Annotated in this window: 20 protein-coding genes; 17 read left to right on the top strand and 3 right to left on the bottom strand. The window is 56.0% G+C overall.

Features of this window, described 5'->3' with window-relative positions; genetic code table 11:
* The first annotated feature begins 17 nt into the window (after positions 1–17).
* The 17 genes from GFC01_RS03635 (at position 18) to GFC01_RS03555 (ending at position 20458) form a co-directional block, all read left to right on the top strand.
* Positions 18–1697, top strand: a complete 1680-nt coding sequence (locus tag GFC01_RS03635; protein ID WP_152945278.1) for an Rne/Rng family ribonuclease — start codon at positions 18–20, stop codon at positions 1695–1697.
* 194 nt (positions 1698–1891) lie between these two features.
* Positions 1892–3148 carry an NAD(P)-dependent malic enzyme gene (locus GFC01_RS03630; protein WP_152945277.1) on the top strand — a complete coding sequence of 419 codons (1257 nt, stop codon included), beginning with the start codon at positions 1892–1894 and terminating at the stop codon, positions 3146–3148.
* A 405-nt stretch (positions 3149–3553) separates the two neighbouring features.
* Positions 3554–5395 (top strand): APC family permease, encoded by a 1842-nt coding sequence (locus GFC01_RS03625; protein ID WP_152945276.1) that lies wholly within the window; start codon positions 3554–3556, stop codon positions 5393–5395.
* A gap of 108 nt (positions 5396–5503) precedes the next feature.
* Entirely contained in the window at positions 5504–5779 is a 276-nt protein-coding gene (locus GFC01_RS03620; protein ID WP_152945275.1) for a potassium-transporting ATPase subunit C, read from the top strand.
* 77 nt (positions 5780–5856) lie between these two features.
* Positions 5857–6270: a CBS domain-containing protein gene (locus tag GFC01_RS03615; RefSeq protein WP_152945274.1), complete on the top strand. Its 414-nt coding sequence runs from the start codon at positions 5857–5859 to the stop codon at positions 6268–6270.
* An 8-nt stretch (positions 6271–6278) separates the two neighbouring features.
* The gene (locus GFC01_RS03610; protein WP_152945273.1) at positions 6279–8990 is read left to right on the top strand and encodes a sensor histidine kinase; all 2712 of its coding nucleotides are present in this window, start codon (positions 6279–6281) and stop codon (positions 8988–8990) included.
* Positions 8980–9663 (top strand): response regulator, encoded by a 684-nt coding sequence (locus GFC01_RS03605; protein ID WP_152945272.1) that lies wholly within the window; start codon positions 8980–8982, stop codon positions 9661–9663. The genes GFC01_RS03610 and GFC01_RS03605 overlap by 11 nt, the downstream gene beginning before the upstream one ends.
* Before the next feature lie 182 nt (positions 9664–9845).
* Positions 9846–11315 carry an aspartate ammonia-lyase gene (locus GFC01_RS03600; RefSeq protein ID WP_152945271.1) on the top strand — a complete coding sequence of 490 codons (1470 nt, stop codon included), beginning with the start codon at positions 9846–9848 and terminating at the stop codon, positions 11313–11315.
* A gap of 167 nt (positions 11316–11482) precedes the next feature.
* The gene (locus GFC01_RS03595; protein WP_152945270.1) at positions 11483–12697 is read left to right on the top strand and encodes a threonine synthase; all 1215 of its coding nucleotides are present in this window, start codon (positions 11483–11485) and stop codon (positions 12695–12697) included.
* 107 nt (positions 12698–12804) lie between these two features.
* Complete coding sequence (locus tag GFC01_RS03590; protein ID WP_152945269.1) at positions 12805–13467, top strand: helix-turn-helix transcriptional regulator; 663 nt, start codon at positions 12805–12807, stop codon at positions 13465–13467.
* A gap of 49 nt (positions 13468–13516) precedes the next feature.
* Positions 13517–13900: a RidA family protein gene (locus GFC01_RS03585; RefSeq protein WP_152945268.1), complete on the top strand. Its 384-nt coding sequence runs from the start codon at positions 13517–13519 to the stop codon at positions 13898–13900.
* Positions 13901–13975: 75 nt separating this feature from the next.
* Complete coding sequence (locus GFC01_RS03580) at positions 13976–15226, top strand: dicarboxylate/amino acid:cation symporter (protein ID WP_152945267.1); 1251 nt, start codon at positions 13976–13978, stop codon at positions 15224–15226.
* A gap of 158 nt (positions 15227–15384) precedes the next feature.
* On the top strand, positions 15385–16089 hold the full coding sequence (gene cuyB / locus GFC01_RS03575; RefSeq protein ID WP_152945266.1) for a cysteate racemase: 705 nt from the start codon (positions 15385–15387) through the stop codon (positions 16087–16089).
* Between the two features lie 6 nt (positions 16090–16095).
* Positions 16096–17226 (top strand): threonine synthase, encoded by a 1131-nt coding sequence (locus tag GFC01_RS03570; protein WP_152945265.1) that lies wholly within the window; start codon positions 16096–16098, stop codon positions 17224–17226.
* A gap of 309 nt (positions 17227–17535) precedes the next feature.
* Positions 17536–18897, top strand: a complete 1362-nt coding sequence (locus GFC01_RS03565) for an ABC transporter substrate-binding protein (protein ID WP_243137198.1) — start codon at positions 17536–17538, stop codon at positions 18895–18897.
* Positions 18898–18971: 74 nt separating this feature from the next.
* Entirely contained in the window at positions 18972–20210 is a 1239-nt protein-coding gene (locus tag GFC01_RS03560; protein ID WP_194174790.1) for a tetratricopeptide repeat protein, read from the top strand.
* A complete protein-coding gene (locus GFC01_RS03555; protein WP_152945263.1) occupies positions 20198–20458 on the top strand; it encodes a hypothetical protein in 261 nt (86 codons plus the stop codon). Before GFC01_RS03560 ends, GFC01_RS03555 begins: the two co-directional genes overlap by 13 nt.
* Positions 20459–20504: 46 nt before the next feature.
* Here the strand turns inward: GFC01_RS03555 and GFC01_RS03550 are convergent, their stop codons facing one another.
* The 3 genes from GFC01_RS03550 to GFC01_RS03540 form a co-directional block, all read right to left on the bottom strand.
* Positions 20505–21788, bottom strand: coding sequence for a DUF445 domain-containing protein (locus GFC01_RS03550; RefSeq protein WP_194174789.1), 1284 nt, complete (start codon positions 21786–21788; stop codon positions 20505–20507).
* A 154-nt stretch (positions 21789–21942) separates the two neighbouring features.
* Complete coding sequence (locus GFC01_RS03545; protein ID WP_194174788.1) at positions 21943–22404, bottom strand: hypothetical protein; 462 nt, start codon at positions 22402–22404, stop codon at positions 21943–21945.
* A complete protein-coding gene (locus GFC01_RS03540; RefSeq protein WP_152945260.1) occupies positions 22401–22655 on the bottom strand; it encodes a type II toxin-antitoxin system Phd/YefM family antitoxin in 255 nt (84 codons plus the stop codon). Before GFC01_RS03540 ends, GFC01_RS03545 begins: the two co-directional genes overlap by 4 nt.
* Positions 22656–22738: the final 83 nt, after the last annotated feature.

The raw sequence follows: 22738 nt of genomic DNA, 5'->3' as shown, positions 1-22738 counted from the left end.
GAAAGAAGGTTGTTTTTTTGTTTAAAGAAATCGTAATTAACGCAGGAGATGACGAAACCAGGGTGGCCGTTCTGGAAGACGGTGTGCTGGTGGAAATGTACCTGGAACGTTCTTCCACCCAGCGGTTGGTGGGCAATATCTTCCGGGGGCGGGTGGAGAACGTGCTGCCGGGTATGCAGGCGGCTTTCGTGGACATCGGCCTGGAGAAAAACGCCTTTTTATATGTGGAAGACGCCCTGCCCCACCGTTCGGAGGGCGCCCATAATCACGTACTGGGGACAGGCATTACCGGCCTGTTAAAAAAGGGCCAGGATGTGATCGTGCAGATTGTCAAGGAACCCATTGGCACCAAAGGGCCCCGGGTAACCACCCACGTTACCCTGCCCGGGCGTTATGTGGTTTTGATGCCCACCATGGACTACATAGGCATTTCCCGGCGCATTGGTTCCGACGGGGAGAGGGAGCGGCTCAAGGAACTGGCGTCCCGTTTCAAGCCCGAAGGCATGGGCCTGATTGTGCGCACGGTGGCGGAAGGGGTGGAGGAGGAGGATTTTGCCCAGGATGTGCAGCTGCTCACCCGCCTCTGGCGGAAAATACAGCACCGGGGCAGCCAGGGACCCGTACCCAACCTCATCCACCGGGATCTGGAACTGATCCAGCGCATATTACGGGATGTATTTACGGAGGATGTGGACCGTTTAACCGTGGACTCCCGTTCGGAATATGAGAAAATCATGGAGCTTCTGGATGTCAGCGGCCCCCGGTTGAAATGCAAGGTGGTCCTGGAGGAAAGGGAAAACATTTTCCGGGATTACGGCATTGAACAGGAACTGGAAAAGGCCCTGAAGCGCAAGGTGTGGCTAAAATGCGGCGGCTACCTGGTCATCGACCAGGCGGAAGCCCTGACGGTGGTGGATGTGAACACCGGCAAATATGTGGGCACCACCAACCTGGAGGACACGGTTCTGCGGACCAACCTGGACGCGGCGGTGGAAATAGCCCGGCAACTGCGCCTGCGCAACATCGGCGGCATCATCATCGTGGACTTTATCGATATGCAGCATGAGGACCACCGGCGCCGGGTCATAAAGGTGCTGGAAGAAGAGATCAAGAAGGACAAGACCAAAACCAACATCCTGGGCATTACCCAGCTGGGCCTGGTGGAGATGACCCGGAAGAAGGTGCGCCCCAGCCTCTCCGAAACACTGCAGCGACCCTGTCCCTACTGCGAGGGCCGGGGCAAGGTGCTTTCGGAGGAAACGGTGGGCATCCATATCAAAAACCGGATTTGCGAACTGGCCCGGCGCACCGCCGCCGATACAATCCTGGTGGAAGCCAACCCCCTGGTGGCCGCCCGCCTCATCGGCAGCGGCGGAGCCAACCTGCGGGATCTGGAACAGAGGACGGGAAAAAACCTGTACATCCGGGGTTCCCAGGGCCAGCACATTGAGGAAGTAAGCATCCGCCCGCTGTACAACCAGGAGGAGGTGCGGGCCCATACCCTGCCCGTGAAGCCCGGCCAGGTGCTGGAGGTGAAGGTGGAGGAACCCCACGTTACCAATACCAATGACGGCATCGCCCGCATAGACGGCTTTATCCTGGATATCGAAGGGGCCGGGTCCCTGGTGGGTGAAACCGTTCCCGTGGAGGTGAGCAAGGTCTACCGCACCTATGCCCGGGCCAGGCTGGTGAAGTGAGATCACGGCGCCCGGCATTAGCAATGTCCAAAAAAGAGGCAGGAGAAGAGATTGCCGCCCGGCTGCCGGGGGTGCCTCTTTTTCTTCCGCACTTTTATATTGACAGGGAAGGAGAATAAATTTATACTGTATACAAAGTACATAGTACATAGTACAGTATGCCTGATCCATTTTAAATGATCGAGGTGTTCAAAATGACCTTAAATCTAAATGAAGAAGCGGCGGAAATGCACCGGCGTTTGCACGGCAAGATAACGGTGTGCACCAAGATGCCCCTGGACGACGAACACGACCTGTCCCTGGCCTATACTCCGGGGGTGGCCGAGCCCTGCCGGCGAATTCATGAACACAGGGAACTGGTCTATGAATACACCGCCAGGGGAAACCTGGTGGCCATTGTTTCCGACGGCACGGCGGTGCTGGGGCTGGGGGACATCGGACCGGAGGCGGCGCTGCCGGTGATGGAGGGCAAGGCCGTGCTGTTCAAACAACTGGCCGGAGTGGATGCTTTCCCCATTTGTGTGGGCAGCAAGGATGTGGATAAAATTGTCCAGACGGTGAAAATGCTGGAACCCACCTTTGGGGGCGTCAACCTGGAAGACATCGCGGCGCCCGCCTGTTTTGAAATTGAACGCCGGTTAAAGCAGGAGCTGAGCATTCCCGTCTTTCATGACGATCAGCACGGCACGGCGGTGGTTACCGCGGCCGGCCTGCTGAACGCCCTGCAGGTGGTGGGCAAGGAGGTGGCCGCCCTGCGGGTGGTCATCAGCGGCTGCGGCGCGGCGGCCATGGCCGTGGCCGACCTGCTGCTTCAGCTGGGCGTCCGGGATCTGGTGCTCTGTGACAGCAAGGGAACGGTTTACAGCGGCCGGCCGGGACTGAATCCCTATAAGGAAGAAATGGCCCGGCGCACCAACCCCCGGAGCATCCGGGGAGGATTGGGCGAGGCCATGCAGGGGGCCGATGTTTTTATCGGGCTGTCCAGGCCGGGACTGGTGACGGCAGAAATGGTGGAAAGTATGGCTCCCGGGGCGGTGGTTTTTGCCCTGGCCAATCCGGTGCCGGAAATCATGCCGGAAGAAGCGAAAGCAGCCGGGGCGGCGGTGGTGGCCACCGGGCGGTCGGATTTTCCCAACCAGATCAACAATGTGCTGGCCTTCCCGGGCATTTTCCGGGGTGCTTTGGACGTGCGGGCCACCGATATCAACGGGGCCATGAAAGTGGCCGCCGCCCGGGCCATTGCCTCTTTAGTGTCCCCGGCGGAACTGAATGCGGGTTATATCATCCCGAAGCCCTTTGATCCCCGGGTGGCGCCGGCTGTGGCCGCGGCCGTGGCGGAAGCGGCCATGGAAACGGGTGTGGCCCGACTGCTGGTGGACCCCGCCGAAGTGGCCCGGCACACCCGGGAACTGACCGCGGGCCGGGGTGTGGCCGCATTAAGGGCCAGTTGACCTTCACCGCTTGTCCCGGTGATATCTGTTTTGAGCCATAAAGAAAGGGAAGACACTTCCCTTTCTTTATGGTTTTTTTATGCCTTTCGGGTCTTTTCCTGATCCCCGATTGACCCGGACCGGGTCTATAATCAGAGCTGTCCGGGGAAGGGGTGCGGGCATTGATTACATGCGGGTAAAGAGGAGTGAAAGACTATGAAAGCATTTGTTTTGGGAGAAAATAAGTAAAACCAGCTTTTGACTGTTCGAGAACGCGGTCTTGAAATGAACTTAAATAGAATTTGTTTTAATGCAGGAGGGGGGAAGCACCAGCACCTTGAGCCGGTTTCATTAGTGGAAGCGGTGGTTTTGTGCGGGAGGTTTTTTGGTCCAAATGAGAGTAGAAGTGAGGGGTTAACAGGAGAGATGTTGAGAACTTTAAAAAGGTTATTGATCGGTGCGCCGCTGCCCAACCAGAGTCTGGTACGGGAGAAACTGCCCGTTTGGAAGGCGCTGGCCATCTTTTCGTCGGACGCCCTTTCATCGGTGGCCTACGGTCCGGAGCAGATCATTGCCGTTTTGACGGCCGCTGGAGCCGCCTTATACGGGTTTACAGCTCCCATTGCCGTCGCCATCCTCGTTTTGCTGGTCATTGTCAGTATCTCATACGCCCAGGTGGCCCGGGCCAACCCGGGTGGCGGCGGTTCTTACTCGGTGGCTAAAAAAAACCTGGGTGAAACCGTTGCTCTTGTTGCCGCGGCATCTTTGTTTATCGATTATACCTTGACCGTGGCCGTGAGTATTTCATCCGGTACTGATGCCATCATTTCGGCCTTCCCGTTGCTTGTTCCCTACCGCACTGTTATTGACCTGGGTGTGCTTTTCGGCCTGCTCATGTTAATCAACCTGCGCGGTGTCCGGGAATCATCAACGGTCTTTGTGTTCCCGACCTATGGTTTTATATTTGGCATTTTGATCCTGGTGGCTGTTGGGTTTTATCAGGCTCTTGCAGGAAGAGGGGCCTTTCTGCCTCCCGCTTCGATGAAGTTTGCCTGGGACGGTTTCACCCTTTTTGTCATTTTACGGGCATTTGCCAGCGGGTGCAGCTCCATGACCGGAGTGGAAGCCATTTCTAACGGCGTGACCATGTTTCAGCCCCCGGAAGTGGAAAACGCCCGTAAGACTACTTTTATTATGGCCCTGATTCTGGGATTGATGTTCGGCGGCATTGCCTTCCTGTATATGCGCTATCACCTTCTTCCGCAGGCCGATCAAACCATGCTTTCCCAGCTGGCTTTCGCCATACTGGGCCATAACTGGGGCTACTACTACATACAGATTACCACTATGTTAATCCTCTATCTGGCGGCAAACACCGCGTACAACGGACTACCGCCGCTTCTTTCCCTGCTGGCCCGGGACGGCTACATGCCGCGCTACCTGGCGGCCCGGGGCGACCGCCTGGTTTTTTCCAACGGCATTGTTTTGCTATCCGTGGTGGCAGCCATGTTCATCCTCGCCTATTACGGCAACACCGGCCACCTGATTTCCCTTTATGCCCTGGGAGTATTTCTTTCCTTCACCATCGCCCAGACGGGCATGGTTATCCACTGGCGGCGTGAAAGAGGCACCGGCTGGCAGTTCCGGGCACTGATCAATGGCATTGGTGCCGTTACCACCGCCATTGTGGTAATCATTATCGCCGTAACCAAATTCATTTACGGAGCCTGGCTGGTGGCCGTTGCCATTCCGCTCTTGATTGCCATGTTTCAAAAAATATACCGCCACTACCAGGACATGCGGGAACAATTGCGGTTGCCCGGAGAAAGCTACGGGGGCGGGAGTAGAAGGCGTCCTGCCGGCAGGAATCTGGTGGTGGTGCCCGTTGCCGGTGTCAACCGGGTGGTGGAAAACACCCTGGCCTATGCCCGTCTTATATCCTCAGAAATCATTGCCCTGTATGTAGGTGTGGACGAAGAAAGCAGCCGGGAAGTTCGTGAAAAGTGGCAGCGCTGGGACCCGGGCGTGGAACTGATTGTCCGTTTTTCGCCATACCGTACAATTCTGGAACCAATAGTCGACTTTGTCAACCAGTTGCGTAGAAAATGCCAGCCCGGCGATTTTATTACCATACTTATTCCGGAATTTGAAACCCGCAGGTGGTGGCACCGTTTATTGCACAACCAGACCGGCTGGTTCCTGCGGACTTATTTCATCTTCCACCAGGACGTGGTGGTTACTGTGGTGCCTTTCCATCTACAGAAGTAAGGGGCCACCATTTCTGGTTGGCCGAGCGGCCCGGCTGGCCTCCCTGGCCGACGGGGCGCCGGAAGGGCGCAGCATTCTGCTCATAAAAGAAAGGGAGATGACCGGGTTATGTGGAAATTAACAGGCAGGGAGGAAAACACCCTGGACCCGGCGGCTGCTGTGCCCGCCGACCCGGTCACCGCTTCCGCCGGCGGCCTGGACCCCCATATCAGCCCTGCGGCCGCCTTCCTGCAGGTGCCCCGGGTGGGCCGGGCCAGGCAACTGCCTGAAGCAAAGGTACGGGAACTGGTGGAGAGGCATATCGAAGGGCGGCAGCTGGGTGTGCTGGGTGAGCCCAGGGTAAATGTGCTGCTGTTGAACATGGCCCTGGACGGACTGCAATAGACCGGCAGGCCCCTTTGAAGCCGGGGAAGGGCCCTGCCGGCCCGGGCATGTCCGTCCCCGGCGAAGGAGGGAAGGAATTGAATATTGCTTTCTTTCTATTGCCCAAAAAGGAAGTGGTCTATTTATCACCCCGCTCCACCATGCGGCAGGCCATGGAAAGAATGGAGCACCACCGCTATACCGCCGTTCCGCTGGTTGATGAGGAAGGCAGGTACAGCGGGACCATCACCGAAGGAGATCTGCTCTGGAAATTGAAAAACATACCGGGTTTCTGCTTGAAGGATGCGGAAAAAATCCTTTTAAAAGACATACCCCAGCATGTTCAAAACCAATGTGTCAGTATCGATACGCACATAGAAGACCTGATTTCCCTGGCCGTTAAGCAGAGTTTTGTACCCGTGGTGGATGATCAGGGGATATTTATTGGTATTGTCAGGAGAAGGGAAATCATTGAATATTGTTTGCGGTTTTTCAAATCCGATAACAGGTGACCGCCCAAATGGAAAAGGATAAACGGCCCGATCCCGACAGCCTGCTGGTCAGCCTGGAAGAGGAAGGCCGGGGAAGGCTGACGGTTTTCCTCGGCGCGGCCGCCGGGGTGGGTAAAACCTACGCCATGCTGGAAGCGGCCCGGGACAGGCTGGCCGAAGGGGTGGACGTGGTGGTGGGGTGGGTGGAAACCCACGGCCGGGCGGAAACGGCAGCCCTTTTAGAAGGGCTGCCGGTGATCCCGCCCCGCCGCCTGGTCTACCGGGGCAGGGAATTTGCCGAAATGGATCTGGATGCCCTGCTGACCCGCCGGCCCGCCCTGGCCCTGGTGGATGAGCTGGCCCATACCAATATTCCCGGGTCCCGGCATGTGCGGCGCTACCAGGACGTGGAAGAGCTGCTGGCCGCCGGCATTGATGTCTATACCACTTTGAATATCCAGCATCTGGAAAGTCTGAACGATATCGTGGCCCAGATTACGGGTGTGCAGGTGCGGGAGACGGTGCCGGACCGGGTGCTGGAGGCCGCCCGCATCCAGCTGGTGGATATCCCGCCGGAAGAGTTGATCCAGCGGCTGAAAGACGGCAAGGTTTATGTGCCCGGCCAGGCGGCGGAGGCCCTGCGCAAATTCTTTCGCCCGGGCAACATCAACGCCCTGCGGGAACTGGCCCTGCGCTACGCCGCCCGGCGGGTGGACCGCCAGGTGGAAACCTACATGCGTGCCCACGGCATTCCCGGCCCCTGGCCCGCCGGGGAACGGGTGATGGTCTGTGTGAGCCCCAGCCCCTTTTCCGCCCGGCTGATCCGCATCGCCCGGCGGATGGCCGAGGGCCTGCAGGCCGAGTGGCTGGCCGTATATGTGGAGGCTCCCCGCCGTTTTCCCGCCGGTGAGGCGGAAAGGGACCGCCTGGCGAAAAATTTGCGCCTGGCCGAGGAACTGGGGGCGGAAACCATCAGCCTCACCGGCCAGGACGTGGCGGAAGAATTGCTGGAACTGGCCCGGAAACGGAACATATCCCAGATCATCATCGGCAAGCCCCTGCACTCCCGGCTGTGGGAATGGCTGCACGGTTCGGTGGTGGATAAGGTCATCCGGCACAGTGAAGGCATCAGCGTGCACGTCATTCCCGGCAAGCCCGGCCGGGAGCGGCAGGTGCCCCGGGCGCCGGGAGTAACCAGGCGTCCGCCCGCCCCGCTGCTGCCCTATGCCGGAATCATGGTCCTGATGTTCCTGGTCACTCTTTGCGCTGCTTCCTTCAGGACTTTCCTGGGTCCGGTGAACGTTGCCCTCATGTTTCTTTTGCCCGTGCTGGCCGGCGCCGTAAAATGGGGAACGGGACCGGCCGTCCTGGCGGCGCTGGTGGGTGTGCTGGCCTTTGATTTTCTTTTCGTACCGCCTACTTTCAGCTTTACCGTGGCCGACCTGCGTTACCTGATCAGTTTTGTTATTTTCCTGCTGGTGGCCCTGTTCACCGGCACCCTGTCCAGCCGGCTGCAGGAGCAGGCACGGCTTTCCCGCCGGCGGGAGGCCAGAACGGCCGCCCTATATGCTTTAAGCCGGGAAATTGCCGCCGTCTCCGAGCTGGAGCCGGTTCTGGAAAGCGTGGCCCGGAAGGTGGCCGAAACCGTGGAAGGACAGGTGATGGTGCTTTTGCCCGATGAAAACGGCCGGCTGGCCGTAAGGGCCGCCTCATCGCCCGGGTTGGTGGATTCCCTGGATGAAAGTGAGCGGGCGGTGGCCACCTGGGTTTTTGAACGGGGGGTCATGGCCGGCCGGGGAACGGATACCTTGAGCGCCTCGGCCGGACTTTACCTGCCCCTGCGCGCGGGGGAGGAGGTGCGGGGTGTGCTGGGTGTCCATACCGGCGACCGGGAACGCTACCTGCACCCGGAGCAGGTGCGCTTGCTGGAAGCCTTCGCCGGCCTGGCCGCCCTGGCGGTGACCCGCATCCAGCTGGCGGAAAAGGCCCGGGTGGCCCGGATGCTGGCCGAATCGGAACGGCTGCGCACGGCCCTGTTCAACTCCCTTTCCCACGATCTGCGCACCCCCCTGGCTTCCATTATCGGAGCGGTGACCGGCCTTCTGGAGGGTGGCGACGTATATGATCCGGCCGCCCGCCGGGATCTGCTGCAGACCATCAAGCAGGGAGCCTTGCGCATGAACCGGTTTGTGAACAATCTGCTGGATATGGCCCGTCTGGAAAGCGGCCTGCTGTCCCTGCGCAAAGAATGGTGTGACATGCAGGATATCATCGGGGTGGCCGTGGGCCGGCTGGGTGAACTGCGTTCCCGTCCCCTGCAAATCGACCTGCAGCCCGATCTGCCCCTGGTGCAGGCCGACTTTATGCTCATTGAGCAGGTGCTGGTCAATCTTCTGGACAACGCCCTGAAGTATTCCGAACCGGGAAGTGAAATCACCATTGCCGCCCGGCGGGAGGGCGAAGAGCTGGCGGTGGCGGTGGCCGACCGGGGCCAGCACATCCCGGAAGAGGACCTGGGGCGCATTTTTGATAAATTCTACCGGCTGCAGTCACCCCGGCTGGTCAGCGGCACCGGTTTGGGACTGGCCATCTGCAAGGGCATCATCGAAGCCCACGGGGGGAGGATCTGGGCGGCCAACCATCCCGCCGGGGGTGTGGTGATCACCTTTGTTCTGCCCCTGGGTGAAGCCGCTCCGGGCGAGGTTCCGGCGGAAGGTGCTGATCACGGGCATGGAAACTAAAGGAGCGCGCATTCTGGTGGTTGACGACGAAAGGCAGATCCGGCGCCTTTTACAGGTGGCCCTGACGGGTTACGGTTATGAGGTGGAGGAGGCCCCGGGGGGGCAGGAGGGCCTGGTAAAAGCAGCGACCTTCCGGCCGGACCTGGTCATCCTGGATCTGGGCCTGCCCGACCTGGACGGCCTGGAAGTGCTCCGCCGGCTGCGGGAGTGGTCCCGGGTACCGGTGATTATCCTTTCGGTAAGGGAACAGGAAAGGGATAAAATCGTGGCCCTGGACGCGGGAGCCGACGATTATGTGACCAAGCCCTTCGGCATGGGGGAGCTGCTGGCCCGCATCAGGGCGGCCCTGCGCCACGCGGCGGGGATGGAAAAGGAGCCGGTCCTTCGGTTCGGTGACCTGGTGATCGATCTGGCCGGCCGCCGGGTGGCGGTGGAAGACCGGGAAGTCAAGCTGACCCCCACCGAATACGAGCTGCTCAAAAATCTGGCCATTCACGCCGGAAAGGTGCTCACCCACCGGCAGCTTTTACGGGCCGTCTGGGGGCCCGGCAGTGAAAGCGATATCCACTACCTGCGGGTTTATGTCGGCCAGCTGCGCCGGAAGATCGAGGCCGACCCGTCCCGGCCCCGGCATATCATCACCGAGCCCGGGGTGGGGTACCGGTTGTTGTAGGCCATACCGGACCCCTGCCCCGGTGATTTCCTGAATACATTTCCTTTTTCCCCCTTGACAATAATATGGTTAGTTATATAATGTTGTATACAATATGCAGGGTTCAGTATATTGTATATATTGGTTTTCAATCTCCCGTAAGTGGGGGATTAAATCTGTCAGGAACAAGGGGGAGAAAAGACATGCCCAGAGTAGAGCACGATCCCATTGGCGAGCGTGAGGTGCCGGAGCAAGTTTACTATGGCATTCAGACCCTCCGGGCTTTGGAAAATTTCCCCATCACCGGCTACCGGCCCCATCCGGAACTGGTACGGGCACTGGTGATGGTGAAAAAGGCTGCAGCCATGGCCAATGTGGAAGTGGGTCTCCTGGATGAAAAACGTGCCCGGGCCATTATCCGGGCGGCAGACGAGGTGCTGGCCGGCGCCCTGGCGGATCAGTTTGTGGTGGATGTAATCCAGGGCGGAGCCGGAACCTCTCTGAATATGAATGTGAACGAGGTCCTGGCTAACCGGGCCATAGAATTGCTGGGCGGACGCAAGGGGGATTACCGGGTGGTTTCTCCCAATAACCATGTAAATATGTCCCAATCCACCAACGATGTTTTCCCCACCGCCATCCGCCTGGCCTGTTTGAAGCTCGCCCACCGCTTGCTTGAAGAACTGCGTTTCCTGGAAGAACAACTTTTGAAGAAAGCCGGCGAATTTGATGATGTGATCAAGGTGGGCCGGACGCACCTGCAGGATGCCGTACCCATTCGCCTGGGTCAGGAGTTCGGCGCCTACGCCCGGGCGGTGAAGAGGGACATGGTCCGGGTGCGGTCGGCTATGGAGGCCCTATATGATGTGAACCTGGGTGCCACCGCCGTGGGGACGGGTCTTAATGCCAAAAAAGAGTATATTCAACTGGCCTTAAATCACCTGCGGGAGATTTCGGGATTTCCCGTAAAGGGAGTGGAACACCTGGTGGACGGTACCCAGAACACCGACGTTCTGGCGGCATTTTCGGGATCCCTGCGGGTACTGGCCCTCACCCTGTCCAAAATGGCCAATGACATCAGGCTCATGTCCTCCGGTCCCCGGGCGGGTTTGAATGAAATCAACCTGCCGCCCATGCAGCCCGGTTCGTCCATTATGCCGGGCAAGGTTAATCCGGTGATCCCCGAGGTGTTAAACCAGGTGGCCTTCCAGGTTCTGGGAAACGATCAAACCATTGCCCTGGCCGTGGAGGCAGGACAGCTGGAGCTGAACGTCATGGAGCCTGTCATTGCCTTTAACCTCTTGCAATCCCTGGATATTCTCCGGAATGCCATCCATGTTTTCCGCACCCGCTGCCTGGCGGGAATCACTGCTAACCGGGAATATTGCCGGAAAGCGGTGGAAAGAAGTGTAGGGGTAATTACAGCCCTGAGTCCGGTTATCGGTTATGAGGAAGCAAGTAAACTGGCCCACGAGGTGCTGGATACCGGTAAAACGGTGAAGGAACTGCTAGGGGAGAAAGGATTGCTCACCCCCGTAGAAGTGGAGGCCCTGCTGGATCCCCGGGCCCTGACTGAGCCGGGAATTCCGTCATCGAGATTGCATGAGGATTTTACTTTGTTTCATCGTCCCGGTAAAGGTGGATTTAACGGGTTGACCGGCCGGATGCCCTGACCGGGTGCCATAATCAGGGCTGAAGGCGGTATTAATCCGGTTTGCGGAATAATCCACCGGGGGGCAGTTTAATTTGGTATTGACAGGGACGGTATGTTGTACTAAAATTTTTGCAAGCATTACAACAAAATTGTATTAATAAAACAAAAAATGGGAGATGGTCAACTTTGCGGGAAAGCTATTTAACCCACCTGGAATGTTCCAAATGCGCCAGAACCTATGATCCGGACCAGCCCCACCAATTGTGCTCCTGCGGCGCCCCGCTCCTGGCCCGTTATGATCTGGCAAAGGCGGCCGCTGTCCTGAAAAAGGATGACCTGCTGCAGCGCGTGCCCTCCCTGTGGCGATACCGGGAACTGTTGCCGGTACGTTCCGAAACCAACATTGTCTCTTTGGGTGAAGGAATGACCCCCGTGGTGCCTCTCAAGAAAATTGGGGCGGAGAACGGGTTGAAGCAACTTTACCTGAAAGATGAAGGGATTATCCCCTCGGGTACCTTTAAAGCCCGCGGCGCGGCTGTGGGCGTCTCCCGGGCCAGAGAATTGGGGATTAAGGTGCTGGCCATGCCCACCAACGGCAATGCGGGCGGTGCCTGGGCAACCTATGCCGCCCGGGCGGGGTTAAAGGCCTGTATTGTAATGCCCACGGATGCTCCCATGATCACCAGGAATGAATGTGCCGTCACCGGTGCCGAATTTTATCTGGTCAACGGGCTGATCAGCGACGCGGGGAAAATAATCGGCCGGGCGGTGTCCAGATACGGCTGGTTTGACGCTTCCACCCTGAAAGAACCATACCGGATTGAAGGCAAGAAAACCATGGGGCTGGAAATCGCCGAACAGTTCGGCTGGTCATTGCCCGATGTCATTATTTACCCGACGGGCGGTGGTGTGGGCATCATCGGTATTCATAAAGCCGTTAAAGAACTGCAGGCCATGGGTTGGATCGGTGAAAAAATGCCGCGTCTGGTGGCTGTTCAAGCCAGCGGGTGTGCGCCCATCGTCAAGGCCTGGCAGGAAAGAAAAGGGGATTCCCAGTTCTGGCAGAACGCGCATACAGTGGCCTTTGGCATCAATGTGCCCAAGGCTCTGGGAGATTTCCTGGTGTTAAAGGCTATCTATGAAACCGGCGGTTGTGCTGTGGCCGTTGACGATGCGGAAATTCTGGCCGCGCAGCGGCGACTGGCCGCCGTTGAAGGAGCGTTTGTCTGCCCTGAAGGAGCCGCTACCTATGCAGCTGCCTTGAAATTGAAAGAACAGGGCTGGCTGCATGGAGATGAAAAGGTACTGTTGCTCAATACCGGTACCGGGCTGAAGTATCCGGATACAGTGCAGGTGTCTGTACCGGTGCTGGAACCTGATGACGATCTGCCGGAAGCCTGAAATATGTTTACTGTTCAAGCCGGTAATTTTGCCGGATTAGCAGGATATAACCGGGTGTCCGGCTAATCCAGGAGGTGGTGGAATGTGAAATAAGGGGTGAACCAGTTATGGCCCGCATCAGGGAAACGATGTTGGAAAACCTGAAGTCCATCGCCCGGGTGGTGGCGGAAACCTTCGGCCGCAATTGCGAAGTTGCCGTACATGATTTGCAGAATCTGGAGCATTCCCTGGTTTACCTGGCCGGAAATGTTACCAAACGCCAGCCCGGCGCGCCGGTCACCGACCTGGTGGTAAAAGTTTTGCGCCGGAAGGCCAACCGGGCGGAAGATCTGGTCAATTACAAGACAATCACCAGAGACGGCCGTTTGCTGAAGTCATCTACAATTTTTATCCGGGACGACAGGGGGGAAATCTTCGCCGCTCTTTGTCTAAATTTTGATTTGACGGATCTTTTGAATTTTCATTCCTTATGCAGTGAATTTTGTCAGGTGGGCAGTCTCCAGGAAGATGATCAATCGGAGACCTTTGCGGTTACCGTCCAGGAAACCATTGAATCTTTAATTTCTCAGGCAATTGATATTATGGGCAAGCAACCGGTTACCATGAAAACCGAAGACAAAGTGAGGTTGGTGGGGCTGCTTGAAGAAAAGGGAGCGTTCCTGATTAAAGGGGCGGTCGACTATGTGGCGGCGGTTTTAGGAGTCTCCAAATTTACCGTATACAATTATCTGAAGCGAGTTCGTTCCACCAGAAGCTTAAATATTGAGTGATAATCAGGACAGGATAGAATAAATGAGCCAATCGGGGAGGAAAGGTCAAATGAAACCAGAGCAAATAAAAACGGAAAAGGCGCCTGCTGCCATTGGTCCCTATTCCCAGGGAATCAAGGCCGGTCAATTTGTTTTTGTCTCCGGCCAGCTGCCCCTGGATCCGGCAACAGGTCAAATTGTGGAAGGTGACATAAAAGTACAAACGGCCCGGGCAATCAGGAATGTTCAGTCCATATTGCAGGCCGCCCGGCTGGATCTGGATAATGTTGTAAAAACAACAATTTATTTAAAAAACATCAATGATTTTGCCGCAGTAAACGAGGTTTATGCCGGCTTTTTCGGTTCCAGCCTGCCGGCGCGGGCAGTCGTCCAGGTTGCGGCTTTACCAAAAGATGCCGGCCTGGAAATCGAAGCCATCGCCTGGAGGTCCTAGTCGTTTAGTTGAACCGGTGAATATTGTACCATAATAGGGTATTAATTTAACTTATAAAAAAGGAGTTGGCATGGAATGGAGAATGCGGCTAATTCAAGAAGAAGGCTTCCACCCCTGTGGCTTCAGATTTTGATCGGGCTGGTCGTTGGTGGTATCATCGGCACGCTGTGGCATGGTTTTGGAGCCGCCCTCCAGCCTATCGGTACTTTATTTATCAAGGCCATTAAGATGATCGTTATTCCCCTGGTCTTTTCAGCGGTGACCCTGGGTATTTACAAGATGGGTTCCGATTTGAAGCAACTGGGGCGCCTCGGTGCCCTGGCTTTCATATGGTTTTATGTGGCTACCGGAATCTCAATCATCCTGGGGATCGCTTTAAACGGTATTTTCCATCCGGCGGCGGGCGTAGTTCTGCAGGCAACGGGGAAACTGCCGGAAAACCTGGCCACATCCATCGACTGGGTTAAGTTTTTTACAGATATAGTTCCCGATAATATCGTCAGTGCCATGGCCGGTCAGAAAATCATTCCAACCCTCTTTTTTGCCATTTGCTTCGGCATTTCCCTGGCCGGAATCGGTGAAAAGGCGAAAGTTGTCGTCGATTTCCTGGAAGGAATCCTAAACTCCATGTTCAAGCTTACCCAGGGTGTTGTGGCCACCGCTCCGGTGGCTGTGGCGGCAATCATGGCCTGGGTGTTTGCCACCCAGGGGGGTAGCGTAATCTGGGGCATGGCCAAATTGATCGGGCTTATGTATGTCGGTCTGCTGATTATTATGGTAATATTCTGGATCATCGTGGCCGCCCTGGGGCTGAATCCCTTTGCTACCACCAGAAAGGTAATGGAACCTTTGCTGCTGGCCTTTACCACCTGTTCCTCGGAAGTTACCCTGCCGGTGCACATGAACATTCTCGAAAAAACGGGCATTCCCAATAAAATTGTCTCCTTTGTCCTGCCTCTGGGTTACAGTTTCAACCTTGACGGGGCCGCCCTTTACCAGTCCCTGGCCGTGTGCTTTTTAGCCGAAGCCTACGGTTTACACCTGGACATGGCCTCCATTCTGACCATTCTTTTAACCACGCTTATTGCCAACAAAGGGACGGCAAACGTTCCAGCGGCTTCGCTGGTGGTTCTGGCGGTAATTTTGTCTTCCCTCAATCTTCCAATGGAGGCGATAGCCATCCTGGCGGGGGTGGACCGGTTTATGGACATGGGCCGTACCACCATCAACGTTTTCGGCAATACCATTGCCGCCGTTTTGCTATATAAATTCGGCGGCAAAGCCGTTGCCGAGGATGATGGTGTCGCAAGTGTAGTTGGTGTGTGAACCTGCCTTTACCTTACGATATGTATTGCCAGGAGGTTTTGTCCCGGCATGGTCGGGACAAAACCTCCGGGCCTCCTCCACAAAGGCACGGCTGAATATTTTCCCGGCCAGATGCAAGTTCCCGTGAAAATGGTCATTAAACAAAGAAAGGTGATATCATGAGTAAGAAAATCGGCATCCTGGGTGGTATGGGGCCAATGGCCACGGTTGACCTGTTTGCCAAGATTGTGAAAAATACCCCCGCGGCAACCGATCAGGAACATATCCGGATCATTATCGACAATCACCCGCAAATACCATCCCGGGTATGCGCCATCCTGGAAGGGACGGAAAGCCCCCTGCCCGCGCTGGTTGAATCGGCGCGGCTTCTGGAAGCAGCGGGGGTGGATTTTATTATTATGCCCTGTAATACGGCGCATTTCTGGCTCGAGGAACTGCAGAAGGCAGTAAAGGTTCCCATTTATAGCATGATCGATCATGCCGCCGCGTACATTCAGCAGCACTATCCCCACTTTTCCGGGCGGATCATGCTCCTGGCCTCCACGGCCACCGTGCAAACGAACCTGTACCAGAATGCTTTCCATGCCCGGGGTTTGGAGTTGCGCGTGCCGGAGCCGCCGGATCAAGAAATTGTGGCCCGGGCCATTGACGAGGTGAAAGCGGGCCACATTGAAAACAATGCATATTTGAAACAAATTAATGTAATTTTAAATCGTTATGTTGCCGGGGGAATTTTGGCCTTTATAGGGGGGTGCACGGAAATTCCTCTTTTATTTCCTTATCTCGAGGGTGACTTTGCCAAATTGGACCCCACCCTTATGCTGGCTTTAATGGCTATTGAGCGGGCGAGGGAGGATTGTTAAAGAAAAATGTTAATCTGTACTTCCTGCGGCCGGAGCTACCCCGATGATACCTTCCAGTGGCATTGTGTATGCGGCGGCGCTTTTAAATACCGTGGCCATACCTGTTTTGACCCGGAAGCAATCAAGGGCCGGCCTGCAGGCCTGTGGCGTTACCGGGAAGCTTTACCGGTCCGGGGGGAGCAACCGGTCTCTTTCAGTGAAGGTTTCACGCCCCTTTTTAAGACCAGCTGGGATGGTGCACCTGTATATTTTAAATTGGACTACCTTTTACCCACCGGATCCTTTAAGGACCGGGGCATTTCCGTTCTGGTCAGCAAGCTTAAAGAGATGGGGGTCACAGAGATTGCCGAAGACTCCTCCGGTAATGCGGGTGCATCAATGGCCGCCTATTGTGCCCTTGCGGGTATCCGTTGCCATATCTACGTGCCGGCAGATACGTCCACCGGTAAAACCGTGCCCATCGAGCTTTGCGGAGCACATCTGGTCCGGGTCCCCGGCAGCCGTGAGGATACTGCCCTTGCTGTACGGGAGGCGGCTTCCCGCTTCTATTATGCCAGCCACAACTGGAACCCGTTCTTCCTGGAAGGGGTAAAGACACTGGCCTTTGAAATTTGGGAGCAGCTGGGCTGCCGGGTGCCGGATAACGTTGTGGTGCCGGCCGGCTATGGTAGCCTTGTGCTGGGCCTGTATTACGGTTTTACGGAGCTTAAAGGGCAGGGTTTAATCACCGGCCTGCCCCGCATTTTTGCAGTGCAGGCCGAAGCATGTGCGCCCTTGTTTAAAGCCCATGTGGAAGGCTGGTCTGTTCCGCCATCTGATTTTAAAGGGCGAGCCACCGCCGCAGAGGGTATTGCCTGCAGCAGTCCCGTCCGTGGTGCTGAGGTATTGAATGCGGTCAGGATTTCGGGGGGAACCTTTGTGACGGTGGGGGAAAAGGACATCTGGGCGGGTTTACGCAGCCTGGCCATGAGCGGTCTATATGTGGAACCCACTGCGGCCGTGGTGGCCAGGGGGATGACGCGCCTGCGGTCCCAGGGGTTTTTGGCGGTAGATGAGACAACCGTGGCCGTTCTGTCCGGTGCCGGTACCAAGGCAACGGCCAAAATTCAGGAAAAATGGAAACAGGATCGTTTTTAATTCGTTATTGTCGGAGAATCATTTTAAAAAGGATACGAATTTAAGTTCCCTTTATCTGTCGCCCACATCCTGAAACAACGGGTCAGGGCGCCGGTGGTTGCCGCCTGCTGGGATGTCCGTTTATGGGAAGCCTTGCAAAAAAGTGATTTCACCGTAATTCCGGCAGAAAGACCGGGGCTCAGATAATTGTAAAAAGTTCCCTGCCATGCCAGGGAACTTTTTTAATTTTTCCATCGTCTTTTAAGAGAAACAGAAAAACAGGATGGTCAAAGCGGGTTTACCAAATCAAAATCCGGGGGGGTTGTTAAATTGCGGCGCAGGTGGGTATTATTGATTACGCTCCTCTTCGTGTTTCTGGTTCTGGCGGTTCCGGCCTTCGCAGATGTTCCTGTTGTGTACCAGGAATATCCGGCGGTCAGGGTTATTGTGAACGGGCAGGAGGTCAATGGCGGTATATTGATGGACGGGCGGACCATGGTGCCGCTGCGGGCAATCAGCGAACTCCTGGGGTTGAATGTACAGTGGGACGCCACAACCAATACGGTTTACATTTCATCCCCGGCTGCCGGTGCACCGCAAAAGCCCGTGCCGGTTCCAGCGCAAGATGTGATCAGAATCGGGCTGATCGCTCCACTTACCGGTGACCTGAAAACCTATGGCCAGTCGGTGAAAAACGGCTTCGCCCTGGCCCTGGAAGAAAAAAAGTACCGGGCCGGTACCTTTAAACTCGAAGGCGTGATTGTGGACGACCGTAATAATGCCACAGAGGCTGTCAATGGGGCCATGAAACTAATCAAGCAGGACCGGGTCAGCGCCATTGTTGGTTCGGTTACTTCGTTGATCACTATTCCTCTAGCCACCGTAGCCCAGGAGAATGGAGTGCTGCTGATTACCCCCACGGCAACAAACCCACGGGTTACCGTTGATAACGGCCGGCGCAGGGATTGTGTCTTTCGCGCCTGCTTCGTTGATCCCCTGCAGGGTACCGCGGCGGCCACTTTTGCCCTGGACAAACTGAAAGCCGGCACTGCCGCCGTGTTATACGACCGGGGCAATGCTTACTCGGCAGGACTGGCACAAAAATTTAAGGAAGCCTTTGAAAAGGGCGGCGGCCGGGTGACGGTATATGAAGCTTATGTGTCTTCCAATGAGGACTTTACACCGGTGTTGAAAGACATTGCCCGACAAAAGCCCTCTATTCTCTATTTCCCCGATTATTATTTTAAAGCCGGTCAGATTGGCAGGCAGGGCCGGGCGCTGGGCATTGCGGCCACCTTCATGGGCGGTGACGGCTGGGATTCCCCGGATATTGACTGGCAGGCCATGAAGGGCGGCTATTTTACCACCCACTGGTCCTCCAGTGATCCCCGGCCGGAAGTCAGGGAATGGGTAAACAGGTATAAAGCCCGGTTTGGTGCGGAGCCGGACATGTTTGCCGCCCTGGCCTACGACGCCACCCGCATTCTGCTGCAGGCGATTGAAACAGCCGCTTCCCGGGACCCCGCCGCTATTAAGGAGGCCATGCAAAACATGAAGGAATTTCCTGCCGTCAGCGGGATGATCAGCGGTTTTGACCTGGACGGTAATCCGGTTAAGGCCATGGCGGTTATGCAAATAAAAGATGGTAAGGCCGTTTTTGTCACCAATGTGATGCCCGGCAAAGGGGAATAATTTGGTAAGAATACTTTCAAGTTCCTTTTGATTGAATGCTGGCAAAAGAAGATTTTTGTGGAGGGGACGGTTCAATGAACAGGGTACTTGTTGTAGTACTGGTGGCGGTCGGCCTTTTGCTTAACGGCTGTGCCCAGTTTCCCACCCCGGGGGAACTGATCAAGCCTCCGGTAGTAAAAATGGAGGCTGCGTCTGCTGAAGCAGCTTATAGCCCGGCTGAGCTAAAACAAATTGTCATGCCTTTCCTGCCCCCAGGGGCCACCCTCCTGGCGGATCAACAGACAGATGACAAAACATCCGGCGGGAAAAGCCGGGAGACGATCCGGGTAGCGGACCTGAACGGGGACGGCGTAACGGAAATAATTGCCGGTTACCGCATCAGCCAGGGCAGCGTGGGCGTGATGGTCCTGCAACAAAGGGAGAAGTGGGAAAAGGTCTGGCAGGAGGAAGGCAAGGGCTATAACCTGGAGCGACTGCAACTGGCCGACATTACCGGCGACGGACGGGACGAATTGTTAATTGGCTGGACCATCGGGGCTTCCGCCGGCGACGGCCTGGATATCATGTCCTGGCAGGGTGATGGATTAAAACGAATCGCCACCAGCGGGTACCACCGCCTGGAGGTAGAGGATCTGGCGGGGGAATTCGGCCAGGACGGCAAACAGGAACTGGCCGTCTGGGTAAGGGATACGGGGGATGCCTTTTGGGTAAATGTATTACGCTGGGACGGGCAAAAGCTGGCCGAGGCGGAAGACACCTATTCCGCCTACTTCCCCCGGGTGGTGGAATATTACCGGCAGAGGATAAAAGAGGGAGGGCCGCTGTCACCGCGTTTTTACTGGTACTACCTGGCTGACGCCCTGGTTAAGGTAAAGGATTACCAGGGTGCTCTGGAAGCTGTGGAGAAGGGGGCGGCACTTGATAATAATGGTTCCCCCCCCGACGCACATTTCCTCCCGGTCAGGGGGCGGGCGCTCCTGGGTCTGCAGCGCTATCAGGAAGCCCTGACGGTTTATCAAAGCCTTGTCGGAGAGATAACCGGAGTCAAACTTTTACAGCCGGATCGGTTTTCATCCCGGGGTGAGGTGACCAGAGATACGTTCCCCGCGCGTCTTCCGAACCCGGTGATGCGCATGCTGGGCGAAGCGTACTGGGGAATAGGCGAAGCCTATCTGGGATTGGGCCAGAGGGAGGAGGCCGTTGCCAGTCTGCAAAAAGCAGTGGACCTGGTCCCGGACTGGGATAAGCCCCGCAATGCGCTGGACCGGCTGACCTTGCCTACAATACCCTGGTGGAACTGGTGTACAATTTAAGCCTGGGGCGGGAAAAGGAAGCCGGTAAGCTGGTCACTGAGCCCGGACTCCTGGAGCAGGCCCGCAAATACGGTCTGGTGCAAAAGCCTCCGGGGCAGGGCTGGCTGCTGGAACTGCCGGACCCGCGGGCGGAACAGTCCGGTCCCCTTACGGTGGTCAGCGGTTCGGCGCAGGGAGTTACAGTGGAATTTGTACAACGGGACGGCCAATGGCTGGCCAGTAAAATATACCGGAAAGAAAAAAGTTAACAATGAGAAGGTTATTACCGCTGGGAATGCTTATGGGGTTAAGCCCTTAAATCCAGAACCTTTCGATGAGCAGCTTGCAGAGGTAAATTATTACACCCACGGAACCCCCCACCAGGGCGCCGTTGATCCGGATGTACTGCAGGTCCTTGCCCACCCTTCTCTCCACCATCTGGATCACTGTCTTATTGTCCAGGCGGCTCAGGTTTTCTTTCACCAGTTCCCCCAGCCGGGGATGCACTTCCCCGTCCACCACCCGGAGCAGGCGGGTTTTAATCCAGCCTTCCATTTGTTCTTTCTTATGGTGGTCCCTTTCCAGCAGGCCCACCTGTTCATCCAGAAAACCGGCGGCCAGTTTAATGGCCACCGATGTGCCGCTGTGCTTTGCCGAGCCGAACTTTTTCTTGAAATTGTAGAGCAGCCCCTGTACCGTTTTTTCCACGGGCAGCCGGTCGATTACCTCGTCCTTCCATTTTTCCAGGGATTCGCGCAGGCCGGCGTTGTTTTCCAGATGGGAGCCGATGGTCTCAAAGAGCATTGATTTAACTTTGAGCCTGTAGTCGTGCTGCCGGTTGGCGCGTACTTCCCTTAGGAAGTCCAGCGCCCGGGTTTGTATGTTGGAGGCGGCCTCCCCGTAGTTTAAAATGTCCAGTCGCAGGGAGAGATCAATGCCCAGCTTGCGTAAGGGGCCGCCTCCCTGCCTGTAGTTTTCCACCGCTTTAACCAGGACTACTTCCATCCATTTGCGGGTACGTTCATTCCCAATAACTTCAATAAGCTCATCGAGCAGGTAGTCCAGTATTTCGTCATCATAGGCATTTTCCTGCAGCCAGTTGAGGAAAGCCCGTAAGAGCTGGTTCAAATCCACTTTTTTTAAAAACCTTCTGACCCGCCTGGCCGTCAGATGGGATATGTTCTCCATATCCAGGGAGTTCAGGATGTCATGGAGGGCGTTAAACAGCAGCTTCCGGATATATTCCTGGGCGGCGGGGGTGTGATAATAGCCCAGCAGTTTTTCCGTAACATTAATACTGTTTATTTGCTCGTGTATAACATCCAGGGTAAGCCATTCGTTCTGCACCACATCGGCGATGTTATGGATCAGTGCGTCCCTGTTTTTTTCAATAATAGCAGTATGTGGTATCTTTAAGCCCAGAGGATGCCTGAACAGGGCGGTGACGGCGAACCAGTCGGCCATGCCGCCCACCAGCGCGGCCTCGCAGGCCGCCTGGATCAGCCCGCCCGTTATGGTGTGCCGGAAAGGGTAAGAGGCCACCGTGCCGGTAAAGGCCAGGGCCAGGGAGATGTTGGCCAGCCGGTAAACGCTTTTCAAAAAAACCCTCCAGAATAATATAATTAAAAAAGATTTCGCCTCTAAATAGATCATTTCCTGCCCGGCCGGAAGTTAAAAAAGCCCCTTTCCTTTTCTAAAGCTTAAAGCATATGATACGACATTTTGCCATGCCCTGACATGAGATGCAGTCGCCTTAACGTCTAAATATCCCGGCTTCCAGGGCTTCTGCCGGAGTTAAGGCCGGTACGGGCAGGTGGTGAACGAAATGCCTGGCGTTCCAGCTTATCAGGTGGGATACCACCGGGCCCATTTCCAGGAGAATGCAAATAATCAGCGCATCGCCGAAGCTGGCCTTGTTTTGTATAACCTGGAGAATTTGTTTCACAGGGATGCGCGGCAGGGATATCTTTTGTTTTAATTCCGGGTAAATTTTCAGATTATAGCGGGCAGGCAGGTGATGATACAGATCGATTAGTTGTTGCGCATTTAAATTAAAAGAGAGGATACCACAAATTTCTAAAACATTAAAGAGCGAGGTAACCGCTGATTCTTTGCTGTTCTTTAGCTGAGCTAAAAAGTCGGCATTGGCGCTATATTTTTGGTCGCGCCGGTAGCGCAGGTCGATTAAGAAAATATCGGAGTCCAGAAAGATCACTTTTGCCGCCTGCTTTCCCGAAGAGCGTCCCGCCAGTCGGAGTAGTACGGGTCGGTGGTTTCCAGGGCACGCTGCAGATCGGCCCAGGCCTCCGCATAGGGGCGGGGAGAAAGCCCTTCGTCTTCTTCAAACGGGACGAGCAGGGCTACCGGTTTGCCCCGGTAGGTAATCGCAAAACGTCCGCCGGCCCTGACCTTTTCCAGGATTTCTCCCGTGCGCAGGCGTAATTCTTTACTGGTGGCAAATTCCATATTTTAATCCCCTTGCTTCACTAAAGTTACATTTAAGTTTAACTTTATTATATACTGGAAGGTAACTTCGGTCAACGTGGATT

This window comes from Desulfofundulus thermobenzoicus, assembly GCF_009428905.1.
Lineage (GTDB): Bacteria > Bacillota > Desulfotomaculia > Desulfotomaculales > Desulfovirgulaceae > Desulfofundulus_A > Desulfofundulus_A thermobenzoicus.
This window is presented reverse-complemented; position numbering and strand designations above follow the sequence as displayed.